Here is a 15,387-nt window from a genome sequence, read left to right as displayed (position 1 = left end):
GGGTGGCCGCCAGCGCGCCGCAGATCCTGGCGATCGACCTCGGCACGTCCGGGATGAAGGCGGCCCTGGTCGCCGCCGACGGCACGGTGACCGGCTGGGCCGAGCGGCCGGTGCCGCTGCACGTGCTGCCCGGCGGCGGTGCCGAGCAGGACCCGCTGGCCTGGTGGACGGCGCTCGGGGAGGTCGCCGCCGAGCTGGGCCGGGCGCATCCGGAGCAGATGCGGGCGGTCCGCGCGGTGTGCGCCTCCACGCAGGGCGAGGGCACCATCGCGGTGGACGCCGCCGGGGACCCGTTGACGCCGTGCATCAGTTGGCTCGACATGCGCGGCGCACCTCACCTGCGTCGCCAGTTCGGCGGCTTCCCCGCGTACCAGGGGATGTCGGTGCGCCGCATCGCGCGGTGGCTGCGGCTCACCGGCGGGATGCCCTCGCCCACCGGCAAGGACCCGGCCGCGCACATGCTGCTGGTCCGCGACGAGATGCCGCAGGTGTACGCGCGGACCGCGTCCTTCCTGAACGTGCTGGACTGGATCAACCTGAAGCTGACCGGGCGGACGGTGGCCACCGTCGACTCGATCCTCACCTCGTGGGTGACCGACAACCGGCGGCCCGCCGACATCCGCTACTCCCCCGCCCTGGTCGCCGACTGCGGCATCGACCGCGACAAGCTGCCCCCGATCGTGGCCTGCACCGACGTCATCGGCACGCTGACCCCGGCCGCCGCCGGGCACCTGGGGTTGCCGGAGTCGGTCGAGGTGGTCGCCGGGGCGATCGACAACACCGCGGCGGCTATCGGCGCGGGCACCACCGGCGACCACGAGCCCCACCTGTATCTCGGCACCTCGTCGTGGATCGCGGCGCACGTGCCGGGCAAGAAGACCGACGTGGCGGCGGGCATCGCCTCGGTGCCGTGCGCCATCGGCGACCGCTACCTGATGACCGCCCTCCAGGCCACCGCCGGGGCCAACCTGACGTGGCTACGGGACAAGATCGTGGAGTACGACGACCCGCTGCTCGCCGCCGGGCACGTCAGTCGGGACGAGGGCACCATCTTCGACGCGTTCGACGCGATCATCCCGACCGTGCCGGCGGGCGCCAACGGCGTGCTCTACACCCCCTGGCTGTACGGCGAACGCGCCCCCGTCGACGACCCGAACCTGCGCGCCGCCTTCCTCAACATCTCGCTCGACACCAACCGCTCCGACCTGCTGCGGGCGGTCTTCGAGGGGGTCGCCTTCAACACCCGCTGGCTGGCCGGGGCGGTGGACCGGTTCCTCGGCGCGCGGGTCACCTCGATGGCGATCACCGGCGGCGGCGCGCTGTCGGACTCGTGGTGCCAGATCTTCGCCGACGTGCTCGACGTGGAGATCCGGCGCGACGCCCAGCCGCTGGCGGTCAACGCCCGGGGCGCGGGCTGGATCGGCGCGGTCGGCACCGGACTGCTCGCCTTCGCCGACATCCCCGCGCTGATGCGGACCGACCGGATCTTCACCCCGGACCCGGCGCACCGGGCCACCTACGACGAGATCTTCGCCGACTACCGGGAGCTGCACCGGCGGCTGGCACCGCTCTACCGCCGCCTGAACCGCACCCGCTGACCCGCCCCCTCGCAGGATCGTGGCACTCCAGCTGTCCGACACGCCGGGCCCGCGCCAGCCACAATGCCACGGTCCGGCCTCTCGGTCGCCGCTTTCGCAGTATGCCCGACGGCGTCCAGCGGGCTCGGCGAGACTGACGCCATGGTCGACGTCAGGCGGTACGTGGCCGAGTTCATCGGCACATTCCTGCTGGTGTTCCTCGGTGTGGGCAGCGCCGTCGCGGCCCGCGTCGAAGGTGGCGTGGTGGTGGTCGCGCTGTCCTTCGGGTTCGTCATGCTGGCGCTGGTCTACACCATCGGGCAGCTCTCCGGCAGCCACGTGAACCCGGCGGTGACCCTCGGCGTCCTGCTCTCCGGCAAGATCTCGCCGATCGGGGCGGTGGCGTACTGGGTCGCGCAGTTCGCCGGTGCCGCCCTGGGCGCGTTCCTGCTCTGGGTGCTGGTCCGCTGGGGCGGGGTGACCGACCAGACGGGTGTGCTGGGCGCCAACGGCTACGGCACGCACATCAACGCCGGTGGCGCGATGCTGCTGGAGACCGTCCTGACGTTCCTGTTCGTCCTGGTCGTGCTGGTGGTGGGCAAACGCAGCACCGACCTGTCCGGCTTCGCCGGCCTGGCCATCGGGATGGCCCTCGCCGTGGCGAACCTGGTCGGCGTGGCGCTGACCGGGGCAGCGGTGAACCCCGCGCGGGCCTTCGGACCGGCAATCTTCGAAGGTGGGACCGCCCTCCGCCAGCTCTGGGTGTTCATCGTCTTCCCGCTGCTTGGCGGGGTCCTCGCCGCACTGGTCGCGCCCCTGGTCGAGCACGGCTCCGGCGTCACCCGGGTCGGTACGCCCCGACCGGCGGGACGCTGAGCGCCCGCCTCACCGGTCGGCGCCCATCGGTGCCCGGACCAGCGCGCCGTCGATGTAGCAGTACCGCCAGTCCTCCCCCTCCTCCAGGGACCGGATCAACGGGTGGCCGGTCTGCCGGTAGTGCTCCTCGGCGTGGTTGTTGGCCGAGTCGCTGCAACAACCGACCGCGCCGCAGGTGAGGCACATCCGCAATTGCACCCAGTCGTCGCCGGTCTCCAGGCACTGCGGGCACGCCTCGGCGTCGCTTTCGGTGATCTGGATGCGGTCCAGGTGGGTGCAGGCGGTGCTCATGGTCTCCTCCCGCACGTACCGCCAACTGGCGTGCAGCAGCCGATCCGGGATGATCCGGGCGAGATAGCGCGAGTTCGCCGCGAGCAGCGGACTCGCCACCGCCAGCACCAGCACGTACAGGGCGATGAACGGGCCAAGGCGCTCGTCCAGGCCGGCACTGAGAGCGAGGGTGGCCAGGATCAGCGAGAACTCGCCGCGCCCCAGCACCGTCAGGCCGACGTTGGCCGCACCCCGCTGGTTGAGCCCGAACAGCCGCCCGGCGATCAGACCGGCCAGCACGTTGGTGACGACGGTCAGCGCGACGGCCGCCAACACCGGCAACGCCACCGAGCCGAAGTCGCCCACGTCGATGCTCAGGCCGAAGACCACGAAGAAGACCGCCGCGAAGACGTCCCGCAGCGGCAGCACCAGCCGTTCGGCCCGTTCCCGGATCGGGGTACGGGCCACCACCAGGCCGATCATCAGCGCGCCGATGGCGTCGGAGACGCCGATCTCGGCCGAGATGCCGGCGACCAGCACCACCAGCCCCACCATCAGGACCGCCAGCAGCTCGTCCTCGTGGCTGTCGATCAGCTTGCCGACCAGGCGGGCGCCGAACCGGGCGACGGCGAACAGGACGACCAGGTACGAGAAGCTCAGCCCGATGCGCAGCGTGAGTTCACCGGCCGACCCGGCACCGGAGAGCAGAGGCGACAGCAGCGCCAGATAGAGCGCGAGGAAGAGATCCTCGATCACGATGATGCCGAGGATCACCGGGGTCTCGGCGTTGGCCAGCCGGCGTAACTCGATGAGCAGTTTGGTGACGATAGCCGACGAGGAGATGCCGAGCGCCCCGGCGATCACGAACGCCTCGTAGCCGCCCCAGCCGAGGGCGAACCCGAAGAGGAGCCCCGCGCCGACGTTCAGGGCGATGTACGCGGCGGCGGCGACGAACAGCCGTTTGCCGCTGCCGAGCACCTGCTCGACCGGGAACTCCACGCCCAGGTGGAACAGCAGGAGCACCAGACCGAGCGAGGCCAGCAGGCTGAGGTCCTCGGGGTGGGCGACCAGCACGGGCCCCGGGGTGCCCGGCCCGAACAGGATGCCGGCGAGCATGAAGAACGGCACGGTCGGCAGGTTGATCCGGCGACCGAAGCGGGCCAGCAAACCGGCGATGAGCACAAGGGCACCGAAGCCCACGAGGTCAGCGTGCACGGTGAGGACTCCTGGAGCGGGCTAGAGGGGGCGGAGCGGGCGGCGCGCCGGTTACTCGGAGAAGTACGTGCCGGAGAGCAGCGCGCCCACCTTGCGGGCCTGCTCCTCGGACATCTCGATCACGGCCACCGGATCGTCCGCGCCGGCGGCGAAGACGTACAGGTCGCGGTTGCCGTCGCGGCGTACCACGATCGAGATGCGCTGGGTGTTGCTGCCCAGGTCGACGTCGTACCGCTTGCCGATGCCCGGCAGTTCCTGCACGTAGATGCCCTTGCCCATGACCCCTCCCCGCTGTCCTGTCCACGACTCCGGGGCAATCGTACGAGCCCGCCGGCCTCCCGTGGCACCACCACCACCTAGTGGTCGACGACGCGCCGGCTCCGGCGCCGGGTGGCGCCGGAGCCGGCGGGCTCGCCGGGCGTACCTCTCAGGACGTCAGGCGGAAGGTGGCGTCGTTACGCGCCTGGGTGTCGCCGACCGGGTCGAGCCGCAACTGGTAGTCGTAGTGCCGGATGTAGCGGTCCGGGTAGTTGTAGGACTGGAACGAACTCCAGGACGCGTTGCCCAGCCCGGCGACCTGCCGGAAGGTGGCGTCGGCGGCGAACACCGGGCTGCCGTCGTTGGCCGCCAGCACGAAGTCGAAACCGTAGTGCCGCAGGTAGTACCCGGGGTGGTTGACGGACTCGAAGGACACGTTCCCGGACGCGTTCGCCAGACCGGGCACCACCCGGAACTGGGCGTCCTGGGCCGGGTTGACGTTCGGGTCGATGCGGACGTCGTAGTTGACGTGCCGCACGTACCGGTCCTGGTGGGTGTACGCCTGGATCCGTCTGACCGGCGTGCTGGTGCCCCAGCGGGCGAGCACCCGGCTCTCCTCGGCCGCAGTCAGGTTGAGGATCGAGCCGTGGCGTTTGCGGGTGCCGCCCATGGCGTAGTCGGTGCGGGTCCGAAAGTTGCTGACGCTGCCCAGGTTCGTCGAGGTGATCGGCATGTAGCCGCGCCCGGTGGCGTACTGGTCCAGCCAGAGCGCCCACTCGTTGCGGCCGTTGAACTGGGCCCACATCGGCCCCTCCACCACGTTGCCGCCGCCGGTGCCGTTGGAGATGCCGAGGTGCGACAGGTTGCCCAGGGTGGTCCACGAGCCGAGGATCGAGTTGCTGGCCTCGATGGTGATGTGCCCGTCGGCGGAGGCACGGTAGTAGCGGTAGCCGCCGACGCTGTTCGGCACCTCGACGATCTGTGTGTCGATCAGCCCCTGGGTGCCGGGGCGCTCGATGTAGAGCTGGGGTGCGGTGAAGCTGCGGAAGTCGGTGGTCCGCACGTACCAGATGCGGTGTTTGGTGACGCCGTTGCGCGCGGAGTTGGTGGCCCAGTAGACGACGTAGTCGCCGGTGGCATGGTTGTAGATCGCCTCGGGTGCCCAGGCGTTGCCGGCGCCGGGGATCGCCCCGGCGACGTTGATCAGCCACGGCGCGGACCAGTTCACCAGGTCGCGTGACTCCCACACGACCAGGTTGGTGCTGCCCCGGTTGGCCGCGTCGCTCCACGAGGTGCCGCTGGCGATGCGCAGGTCGGTGGCGACGATCCAGTAGCGGTCACCGGCGGGCGAGCGGACCAGGGCGGGGTCCCGGACGCCCCGCGTGCCGATGGTGGAGAGCAGCACGGGTGCGCCGTTGTTCAGGTCGCGCCAGGTCAGCCCGTCGCGGCTGTGGGCCAGGTAGAGCTGTTCCCCGTTCGCCGACTCCCCGATGAAGTGCGCCATCAGGTATCCGGTGAACGGGTCGAGTGCGGCGGCGTCAGCGCGCGGCGCGGGCGCGGCGGACACCATCAGCAGGAAGGCGGTGAGCAGGGCGCTCACCCGGGCCAGGACTCTCGGCATCGACGACTCTCCTCGGACGCACCGGGTCGAAACGATTGTGAGCGTTAACAAGCCCCTCGAAACCGATCGGCGACAATCACTGTTTCGGGCTTGTTTCGAAGTCTCGACGCCCCTTCGCCCACTGTCAAGACGGGTGTCGACTCGGTCGTGCGCCGCACCCGACACGGCGGTGTGAGCGTGCACCACAGCACCCGATACGCACCCGTCGGACCGCCCCGAGATCAGATCACGTCGGCCCGCCGCGCGTGCGGGTGTGCCGGTCAGGCCCGGCCGCTCTTGGCACACTGCCGGCATGTCGCACCCGAGCCCGCAGGAGCAACCCGACGACCGCGTCCGCCCGAACGAGACCACCGTGCCCCTGCTGCCCTGCACCTCGGCGGAGGAGATGCTCGCCTTCTGGCGGGCACTCGGCTTCACCGTGACGTACGAGCAGCGCAAGCCGTACGTCTATCTGGCCTTCCGGTGGAGCGGCTTCGAGCTGCACTACGGCCCGGCACCGCGCGGCCTCGACCCGGCGGCCGAGAACACCGGCAGTTGTCTGGTGCTGGTCGACTCGGTCGCGCCCTACCACGCGACGTTCACCGAGGCGATGCGTCGCACCTACGGCAGGGTGCTCTCCCGAGGGCTGCCCCGGATCACCCGCTACCGGCCCGGGGCGTCGCGGTTCAGCGTCGTCGACCCGTCCGGCAACACCGTCGTCTTCATCCGACGCGACGAGCCGGCGGACCTCGACTACGGCGGTGCGAAAGAGCTGACCGGACTGGCCCGGGTGCTGGACAACGCGCGGATCCTGCGCGAGTTCAAGCGCGACGACCAGGCGGCGTTCCGGGCGCTCAACTCGGGACTGCGCCGGCACGGCGAGGCCGCGCCACCGGTGGAGCAGGCGGTGGCGCTGGCCTGCCTGATCGAGCTGTCGGACGCGCTGGACGAGCCGGAACGGGTACCCGAGTGGGGCGAGCGGCTGCGGTCCCTGCGGCTGACCCCGATAGAGCAGGACCGGGTCCGGCAGGCCGTCGCGGCACCGGACACCCTCATCCCCTGGCTGTCCGAGCCGCGCTGAGCGCCGGGGTGTTAGGAGGGGTCCCCTGCTATACACCAGGCGTTAGCAGGGGACCCCTCCTTACACCGAGAAGCCCTACCACGACGACGCTTGCGCCGCACGAGACGCTAGAGCCGCTCGGGGGCGTCGATGCCGAGCAGGCCCAGGCCGGTACGCAGGGTGTCGCCGGTGAGGCGGCACAGCGCCAACCGGTTGCCCCGGTACGGCGACTCGGCCCGCAGCACCGGACACCGCTCGTAGAACGTGGTGAAGCTCTGCGCCAGCCGGTGCAGGTGTCCACAGAGCCGGTGCGGCTCGTACCCGGCCACCACCTCGTCGAGGACGTCGGCGAAGGCGTCCAGGTCGAGGATCAGCGCGCGTTCCGCCGGGTCCAGCGCGACGGTCGGGTCCACGGTCTCGTCGGCGTCGGCGGCGCGGGCCAGGATGGACCGCACCCGGGCGTGCGCGTACTGGAGGTAGACCCCGGTGTTGCCGGTCAACGCCAGCATCCGGTCCGGGTCGTAGGTGTAGTCGCGGGTCCGGCTGGTCGCCAGGTCCGCGTACTTGACCGCGCCGATGCCGACCTGCCGGGCCCGTTCGTCGCGTGCCGCGCCGGTCAGGTCGGGGTTCTTGGCGGCGACCACCTCGCGGGCCCGGTCCACCGCCTCGGTGAGCAGATCGACCAGGCGGACGGTGTCCCCGGCGCGGGTCTTGAACGGCCGCCCGTCGGCACCGAGCACGGTGCCGAAGGCGACATGGGCGGCGGGGACGTCCGACGGCAGCCAACCGGCCCGCCGCGCGGTGTCGAACACCATCCGGAAGTGCAGCGCCTGCCGGGCGTCGACCACGTACAGCAGCCGGTCGGCGCGCAGTTCGGTGACCCGCTGCCGCAGCGCGGCGAGGTCGGTCGCGGCGTACCCGAACCCGCCGTCGCGCTTGCGCACGATGAGCGGCGTCGGCTCGCCGTCCGGTCCGCGTACGTCGTCGAAGAAGACGCAGAGCGCGCCGTCGCTGGTCACCGCCGTCCGCTGGGCGGCGAGGTCGGCGGCCACGCCGGGCAGTGCGGCGTTGTACGCGCTCTCCCCCACCGCGTCGGCGGCGGTCAGCCGTACGCCGAGCAGGTCGTAGACCTCGGTGAAGTAGCGGGTCGACTCGGCAACGATCTGCTGCCAGGCACGCGTCGTCTCCGGGTCGCCGCCCTGGAGGGCCACCACCCGCCGCCGGGACCGCTCGGCGAACGCCGGGTCGGCGTCGAACGTCGCCCGAGCCCGACGGTAGAGCAGAGCCAGCCCCCGCATGGTGGCCTCCTCCGCGTCCGGCGCGGGATGCTCGGACCGGTACTGGATCAACATCCCGAACTGCGTGCCCCAGTCGCCGACGTGGTTGCGTCGCACCACCGTCCCGCCCAGGTGCTCCAGGATCCGCACCAGCGCGTCACCGATGATCGTGGAGCGCAGATGACCGACGTGCATCTCCTTGGCGATGTTCGGCTGCGAGTAGTCGACCACGGTGGTGAGGCCCGCCTCGGGGGTGCCGACGCCGAGCCGGGGATCGGCGAGCCGGCCGGCGACCTGGGACAGCAACGCCGTGTCGGTCAGACCGAGGTTGACGAAGCCCGGCCCGGCGACCTCGGCGGTGGCCACCAGACCATCGGCCGGCAGGGCCGCGACGATCTCCGCCGCCACGTCCCGGGGGTGGCGTCGCAGCGTCCGCGCCGCCGCCAGCGCTCCGTCGGCCTGGAAGTCGGCCCGGTCGGATCGGCGCACCAGCGGGACGAATCCCGGCAGCTCGGCGGCGGCGGTGGTGACGGCGGCGGACAACGACGAGGCCAGCGAGGGCACGGTCACGGGGACTCCCGGTGGGGATCGAGCAGGATCGTCACGAGACACGTCGAGCGCACGCACGGATGCGGGCACGACGGATGGAACGCGCGGAGAAGCGGACGACTATCGTCGTCGCAGGCGCGAGCGGCGGACGGTGACCAGCACCATGTCCATCACCGCCTCGCGCGAGGGCCGCGAAGCGCGGCCAGGTGCCGACCAGTGTACGCGGCGACAGTCACGCCACCCGTCGCGACCGGCGTACCGGTCACACCGACCCGGGTCGACCCGTCACCCGACGATGTCCGGCACCGCCACGACCTCGGCGTCCAGGCGCAGCCACCAGCCCCGGTCGGGGTGGTGGTCGAGGATCTCGGCGTTGGTCAGACCGCGCGGCAGCCGTGGCGTCAGCAGCTCGCCGTCGGCCAGCCGCAGCACCCGGGTACGCCCGCTCCAGAGCCGACGGAAGACCGGTGCCAGCAGGGCGTACTCACCGCAGCCGGTGAACCGGCCCCGGATCGCCCACTTGCCGCTGATCTGCCGCCAGCCAGACGCCTGGTGGATCCACTCGGCCACCGTGCCGTCGGCGGCCAGCGTTACGCAGCCGAAGAAGTCCGCCCCGGAGCCGATGTTGTTCCGGATCCGGGAGCCCTCCGAGCAGACGTAGCGCACGCCCGCCCGCAGCAGTGTCGCGCTCACCGACACGTGCGGGTCGTCCTGCGGGATGCCCGCCAGGTCGACCGGGAAGTCGTCCGGGACGAGCTGCCACGGCGCGGCCTCCCAGTGCACCGCGCGCTCCGCGAGGTCGACCCGCAGCGGGGCCGCGTACCGCAGATCGCCCATCAGGTTGCCGTGCGAGAGCACGAGGTGCCAGACGGCGCTGTCGGAGACGGCCGATCCGCCGTGCATCAGGGGCAGCGGACGGACGGTGGCGAGCCGGTCGAGACCGGTCACCCGCAACGGCACCGGTGCAGCGTCCGGCCCGGCGACGAAGACGGCACGGTCGACACCGGCCAGCACCACGACCCCGCCGTCCGGATGCGCCACCACGGTCGGGTTGGCGAACCGCTGCGCCTCGGAGAGCACGACGTCCAGGTCGACCACCCTCGCACCGGACGCCGTCACCCAGACCACGACGAACTCACCGCCCTCGTCGGGGCCGACGACGACCAGGTCACCGCCGACGTCGGTGCAGTGCGCGAGGGCGAGCACCCCGGGAAGGCCGATCCGCAGCATCGGCCCACCCTATGCAGTCGCCGATTCCGGTGCGGTGGCGGGAGATCGGGGTGGACGGGACCGCAAACCGTTGTCGGGAAAGCGATCCGGTCGCCTTCCCGGCAGTGAGAAGGCGAGCAGGGCTCATACTCCCTGCGGACAATGCTCCTGCCACGAGAGGACAGCATGCGAGTCAGCACCATCACGCGCCGGTTCCTGGCCGTCGCGACCGCGATCGCGCTGGGGGTCGCGTCGCTGGCCACACCGGTGACGGCGGCACCGGCCGCCGCCGGCACGCAACAGCTCACCGCAGCCGCCGCGAGCACAGCGCCGATGACCCGGCAGATCGTCGGCGCGGTCGCGGTGGGCGACCGGTATCCGTACGTGTTCGTGATCGGGACCGACGGCAACCTCTGGATCAACTGGCAGGACCAGTCGGAGCAGTGGAACTGGTCGAACATGGGCACACCGCCGGGGGTCGGCCTGCGGATGCCGATCGGCGTGACCATCGTCGACGGCTTCAGCCGCCCGTACGCCTTCGTCCTCGGCACCGACCAGAACGTCTGGAGCCTGTGGCGGTCGGCGACGAGTTGGCAGTGGCGCAACCAGGGCAGCCCACCGGGGGCCAACTTCGTGAGCTGGCCGAGCTTCGCCGCCGTCGCGGTGGACGACACCAGCCCGTACCTCTTCGTCCGCAGCGACGGCGACGAGACGGTGTGGGTCAACTGGTGGAACGGGGCGGTGTGGAACTGGACGAACATCGGCTCACCGCCCGACGGCATCGCGGCCACCGGCCCGGTCGGTGTGCTGCTGGAGAACGGCACGCCGCAGGTCTACACCGTCAGCAACGTCGGCCGGCTCTGGACCACCCGCTTCGACGACGTGGCCGCGCCCTGGGTCGACCTCGGCCAGCCGCCCGGCGTCTGCCTCACCGACGGGGGTACGCCCTTCGGCGCCCGCAGCGCGGTGCAGGTCGCGCCGGACGCCCGGCCGTACCTCCTCGCCACCGGCAGCGACGACAACGCGTGGCTGCGCTGGTGGACCGGTAGCCAGTGGGAGTGGCACAACCTGGGCTCACCGCCGGAGCAACTGATCCCGGGCACGCTCGGTGCCCTCGCGGTGAACGGCACCTCGCCGTTCTCCTTCTTCGCCGGCCGTGAGGGCGGCCTGTGGATCAACTACTGGGACGGGTCCAACTGGTACTGGAGTGACCAGAGTCCACCGTTCCGGCCCGCCCTGACCGGCACGGCGGTGCTCGCGCCGCAGAACTCCACCCGACCGGCGATCTTCCTGCGGGACACCGCCGGCAACCTGTGGAGCCGATGGTGGAACGGCAGCTACTGGAGCTGGACGAACCGCAGTCTCTGAGCGGCGGCCACGCCACCGGCCCCACGGGCCGGTGGCGTGGCCGGCGAACCAGCGGACCGGCGGCGCGGTTGGCGGGCCGGTGCGGAGTCAACGGGTCGGTGGCGGGCCGTCCACGACCGGTGCCGGGTCCCCGTCGGTGCCCGAGCCGTCCGTGCCGAACCCGTCGAGCGCGGCGCGCTCGTCGAGGGTGCGCAGCTCCTGGAAGACGGTGATGTGCAGGTCGGCCGGCGCGTCGAGGCGGGCGTTGACCGACTGCCAGGGCGTGGTGGTCGGCGGGGCCACCTCGGCGGCGCCACCGTCGACCAGCCGTTGCGTGGTGGCCCGGGCGTCGTCGACCTCGAACGCGACCCGGATGCGCGGCGCGACCTGCCGGCCCACCTCGACGTCGTCGATCATCCGCTTCTGCGCCGGGTTGGCGATCTCCAACGTGGCCCGGCCGGCGTCCAGGATCACCACCTCGGCACCGTCACCGCCGGAGTACGCCGCCTGCTCGGGCAGGCCCAGCACGTCACGGTAGAACCGGACGGCCGCCTCGTAGTCCTCGGCCTCGACCACCAGCCGCAACTGGCGTACCGGCGGCACCGCACCCGGACTCGTCACGATCGTCCCCCTCCGCTCCGGCGCGGCACCGCAGGCCGCGACACCCGCCCGACCATACCGACGGGCCACGACCCAGGTGCGGCCCGCCAGCGCGGCGCAGGTCGGAGCCGGCAGCGCGGCGCACCGGCCCGGCGGCCCGCGCCCGCTCCGTCGGTGCTGGGCAACGTCGGTGGGACGTGGCACCATTCGGCGGGTGACCAGCAGCGCCGCCGAAGCGGCCCACCTGCGCGATCTCGCGCGGCTGCGCCGCGTCCGGGACCGGATCGACCGCGAGTACGCCCAGCCGCTCGACGTCGAGGCGCTCGCCCGTGGGGTGAACATGTCGGCCGGGCACCTCAGTCGTCAGTTCCGCCTCGCCTACGGCGAGTCGCCGTACGGCTATCTGATGACCCGGCGCATCGAGCGCGCCATGGCGTTGCTGCGACGCGGCGACCTCAGCGTCACCGATGTCTGTTTCGCGGTCGGCTGCGCCTCACTGGGCACCTTCAGCACCCGCTTCACCGAGTTGGTCGGTGTGCCGCCGAGTGTCTACCGGCGCGAGGCGGCCCAGGCGACTGCGGGCATCCCGGCGTGCCTGTCGAAGCAGGTCACCAGACCGATCAGGAATCGAGAAGCACAGGTCAGACAGCCGCAACTAACGTGACCGGCATGGACATCACCATTCACGCGAGCTTCCTCCCGCAGACCGACCCGGACGCCGCGTTGCGCTTCTATCGGGACACGCTCGGCTTCGAGGTCCGCAACGACGTCGGGTACGGCGGGATGCGCTGGATCACGGTCGGTCCACCCGACCAGCCCGGCACCTCCATCGTCCTGCACCCACCGCACGCCGACCCGGGCGTCACCGACGACGAGCGGCGCACCATCGCCGAGATGATGGCCAAGGGCACGTACGCCGGCATCGTGCTGGCGACCAGGGACGTCGACGCCACGTTCGAGCAGTTGCAGGCCGGCGAGACCGACATCGTGCAGGAGCCGACCGACCAGCCGTACGGCATCCGCGACTGCGCCGTCCGCGACCCTGCCGGCAACCTGATCCGCATCCAGCAGATCGCCTGAGCCGCTGTCCAACCGCGCGCCGACGCACGACGGCCGGGAGCGGGATGTAGTGAGACCGAGGGAGAGACGATGAGCACGGTCCCGAAGGGCCGCTCGCAGGCGGGTACGGCGCACGTCGCCGACAGCCACGACCTGATCCGGGTGCACGGCGCACGGGAGAACAACCTGGCGGACGTCAGCATCGAGCTTCCCAAGCGCCGCCTGACGGTGTTCACCGGGGTCTCCGGCTCGGGCAAGAGCTCACTGGTGTTCGACACCATCGCGGCCGAGTCACGGCGGCTGATCAACGAGACCTACAGCACCTTCGTGCAGGGCTTCATGCCGACGCAGGCCCGGCCCGAGGTGGACGTGCTCGACGGGCTGACCACCGCGATCATCATCGACCAGCAGCGGATGGGCGCCGATCCCCGCTCCACGGTCGGCACCGCCACCGACGCCAACGCGATGCTGCGCATCCTGTTCAGCCGGCTCGGGAAACCGCACATCGGCTCGCCCAACGCGTTCTCCTTCAACGTCGCCTCGGTCAAGGCCAGCGGCACGATCACCGTCGACCGTGGGGCCGGCAAGACGACGCGGCAGACCTTCACGCGTACCGGCGGGATGTGTCCGCGCTGCGAGGGGCGCGGCTCGGTCTCCGACATCGACCTGAGCCAGCTCTACGACGACTCCAAGTCGATCGCCGAGGGGGCTTTCACGATCCCCGGCTGGAAGTCGGACAGCTGGTGGACGGTGCGGACGTACGCGGAGTCCGGTTTCCTCGACCCGCACAAGCCGATCCGGAAGTTCACCAAGAAGGAGATGCAGGACTTCCTCTACCGGGAGCCGACCAAGGTGAAGGTCGAGGGGGTCAACCTCACCTACGAGGGGCTGATCCCCAAGGTGCAGCGCTCGTTCCTGGCCAAGGACCGGGAGTCCCTCCAGCCGCACATCCGGGCCTTCGTGGACCGGGCGGTCACGTTCACCACGTGCCCGGAGTGCGGCGGCACCCGGCTCAGCGAGGCGGCCCGGTCCTCGAAGATCAAGGGTGTCAGCATCGCCGACGCCTGCGCGATGCAGATCAGCGACCTGGCGCAGTGGGTTCGTGGCCTGACCGAGCCCTCGGCGGCACCGCTGCTGGCCGCGCTGGGGCACACCCTGGACTCGTTCGTGGAGATCGGGCTGGGCTACCTCTCGCTCGACCGGCCGGCGGGCACGCTCTCCGGCGGCGAGGCGCAGCGCACCAAGATGATCCGTCACCTGGGTTCCTCGCTGACCGACGCCACGTACGTCTTCGACGAGCCCACCACCGGGCTGCATCCGCACGACATCGCCCGGATGAACGACCTGCTGCTGCGGCTGCGGGACAAGGGCAACACGGTGCTCGTGGTGGAACACGAGCCGGACACCATCGCGATCGCCGACCACGTGGTCGACCTCGGTCCCGGTGCGGGCTCGGACGGTGGCACGGTCTGTTTCGAGGGCACCGTCGAGGGGTTGCGGGCCAGCGGCACCGTCACCGGCCGACACCTGGACGACCGGGTCGCCCTGAAGGAGTCGGTCCGCAAGCCCACCGGCACGTTGGAGATCCGGGGCGCGCGCACGCACAACCTGCGCGGCGTCGACGTCGACATCCCGCTCGGCGTGCTGGTCGCGGTGACCGGGGTGGCCGGCTCCGGCAAGAGTTCGCTGGTGCAAGGCTCGATCCCGGCCGGCGTGGACGTGGTGTCGGTGGACCAGACCCCGATCCGGGGTTCGCGTCGCAGCAACCCGGCCACCTACACCGGTCTGCTCGATCCGATCCGCAAGGCGTTCGCCAAGGCCAACGGGGTGAAGCCGGCGCTGTTCAGCCCGAACTCCGAGGGCGCCTGCCCGGCCTGCAACGGCGCCGGGGTGCTCTACACCGACCTGGGGATCATGGCCGGCGTGGCTACCACCTGCGAGGAGTGCGAGGGTCGACGGTTCGACGCCTCGGTGCTGGAATACCGGCTGGGCGGTCGGGACATCAGCGAGGTGCTCGCGATGCCGGTCAGCGAGGCGCGGGAGTTCTTCGGCGCGGGTGCGGCGCGTACTCCTGCCGCGTCCACCATCCTCGGACGGCTGGTGGACGTCGGCCTCGGCTACCTCAGCCTCGGCCAGCCGCTCACCACGCTCTCCGGCGGCGAGCGGCAGCGCCTCAAGCTCGCCACCCACATGGGCGACAAGGGTGGCGTCTGGGTCCTCGACGAACCGACCACCGGCCTGCACCTCGCCGACGTCACGCACCTGCTCGGCCTGCTCGACCGGCTGGTGGACGCCGGTCGGTCGGTCATCGTGGTGGAGCACCACCAGGCGGTGATGGCGCACGCCGACTGGATCATCGATCTCGGGCCGGGCGCCGGTCACGACGGCGGACGCATCGTCTTCGAGGGCACCCCCGCCGAGCTGGTCGCCGCCCGTTCCACCCTCACCGGCGAACACCTGGCGGCCTACGTGGGCCGCTGACCGGGCGGG

General features: G+C 71.4%; 13 protein-coding genes. 7 read left to right on the top strand and 6 right to left on the bottom strand.

Features of this window, described 5'->3' with window-relative positions:
* Positions 1-2 precede the first annotated feature (2 nt).
* The gene (locus ACZ31C_RS11840) at positions 3-1,598 is read left to right on the top strand and encodes a xylulokinase (protein ID WP_465795251.1); all 1,596 of its coding nucleotides are present in this window, start codon (positions 3-5) and stop codon (positions 1,596-1,598) included.
* 141 nt (positions 1,599-1,739) lie between these two features.
* Positions 1,740-2,453, top strand: coding sequence for an MIP/aquaporin family protein (locus ACZ31C_RS11835; protein ID WP_465795250.1), 714 nt, complete (start codon positions 1,740-1,742; stop codon positions 2,451-2,453).
* A gap of 9 nt (positions 2,454-2,462) precedes the next feature.
* Here ACZ31C_RS11835 and ACZ31C_RS11830 read toward each other — a convergent pair whose 3' ends face one another.
* From ACZ31C_RS11830 to ACZ31C_RS11820, 3 genes are all read right to left on the bottom strand, one after another.
* Positions 2,463-3,938: a cation:proton antiporter domain-containing protein gene (locus ACZ31C_RS11830; protein ID WP_465795249.1), complete on the bottom strand. Its 1,476-nt coding sequence runs from the start codon at positions 3,936-3,938 to the stop codon at positions 2,463-2,465.
* 51 nt (positions 3,939-3,989) lie between these two features.
* Positions 3,990-4,217, bottom strand: a complete 228-nt coding sequence (locus ACZ31C_RS11825; protein ID WP_131053759.1) for a cation:proton antiporter regulatory subunit — start codon at positions 4,215-4,217, stop codon at positions 3,990-3,992.
* Positions 4,218-4,365: 148 nt separating this feature from the next.
* On the bottom strand, positions 4,366-5,817 hold the full coding sequence (locus ACZ31C_RS11820; protein ID WP_465795248.1) for a glycoside hydrolase family 43 protein: 1,452 nt from the start codon (positions 5,815-5,817) through the stop codon (positions 4,366-4,368).
* A 292-nt stretch (positions 5,818-6,109) separates the two neighbouring features.
* On the opposite strand from ACZ31C_RS11820, the gene ACZ31C_RS11815 reads away from it, so the two are divergent.
* Positions 6,110-6,877 (top strand): VOC family protein, encoded by a 768-nt coding sequence (locus tag ACZ31C_RS11815; RefSeq protein ID WP_465795247.1) that lies wholly within the window; start codon positions 6,110-6,112, stop codon positions 6,875-6,877.
* Between the two features lie 107 nt (positions 6,878-6,984).
* Here ACZ31C_RS11815 and argS read toward each other — a convergent pair whose 3' ends face one another.
* Both argS and ACZ31C_RS11805 read right to left on the bottom strand, forming a co-directional pair.
* Complete coding sequence (gene argS, locus ACZ31C_RS11810) at positions 6,985-8,703, bottom strand: arginine--tRNA ligase (RefSeq protein ID WP_465795246.1); 1,719 nt, start codon at positions 8,701-8,703, stop codon at positions 6,985-6,987.
* Positions 8,704-8,967: 264 nt separating this feature from the next.
* Positions 8,968-9,912, bottom strand: a complete 945-nt coding sequence (locus tag ACZ31C_RS11805) for a hypothetical protein (RefSeq protein WP_465795245.1) — start codon at positions 9,910-9,912, stop codon at positions 8,968-8,970.
* A gap of 165 nt (positions 9,913-10,077) precedes the next feature.
* Here ACZ31C_RS11805 and ACZ31C_RS11800 point away from each other — a divergent pair, with 165 nt between their 5' ends.
* On the top strand, positions 10,078-11,259 hold the full coding sequence (locus tag ACZ31C_RS11800) for a PLL family lectin (RefSeq protein WP_465795244.1): 1,182 nt from the start codon (positions 10,078-10,080) through the stop codon (positions 11,257-11,259).
* A gap of 87 nt (positions 11,260-11,346) precedes the next feature.
* Here ACZ31C_RS11800 and ACZ31C_RS11795 read toward each other — a convergent pair whose 3' ends face one another.
* Positions 11,347-11,859, bottom strand: a complete 513-nt coding sequence (locus ACZ31C_RS11795) for a VOC family protein (RefSeq protein WP_465795243.1) — start codon at positions 11,857-11,859, stop codon at positions 11,347-11,349.
* 193 nt (positions 11,860-12,052) lie between these two features.
* On the opposite strand from ACZ31C_RS11795, the gene ACZ31C_RS11790 reads away from it, so the two are divergent.
* The 3 genes from ACZ31C_RS11790 (at position 12,053) to ACZ31C_RS11780 (ending at position 15,378) form a co-directional block, all read left to right on the top strand.
* Positions 12,053-12,502, top strand: a complete 450-nt coding sequence (locus ACZ31C_RS11790) for a helix-turn-helix transcriptional regulator (protein ID WP_396693755.1) — start codon at positions 12,053-12,055, stop codon at positions 12,500-12,502.
* A gap of 5 nt (positions 12,503-12,507) precedes the next feature.
* Entirely contained in the window at positions 12,508-12,918 is a 411-nt protein-coding gene (locus ACZ31C_RS11785) for a VOC family protein (RefSeq protein ID WP_465795242.1), read from the top strand.
* Positions 12,919-12,987: 69 nt separating this feature from the next.
* Positions 12,988-15,378, top strand: coding sequence for an excinuclease ABC subunit UvrA (locus tag ACZ31C_RS11780; protein WP_465795241.1), 2,391 nt, complete (start codon positions 12,988-12,990; stop codon positions 15,376-15,378).
* Positions 15,379-15,387: the final 9 nt, after the last annotated feature.

Source organism: Micromonospora sp. NPDC023869 (assembly GCF_055559695.1).
The sequence above is the reverse complement of the archived record's forward strand: the minus strand, read 5'-3'. Positions and strand labels throughout refer to the sequence as shown.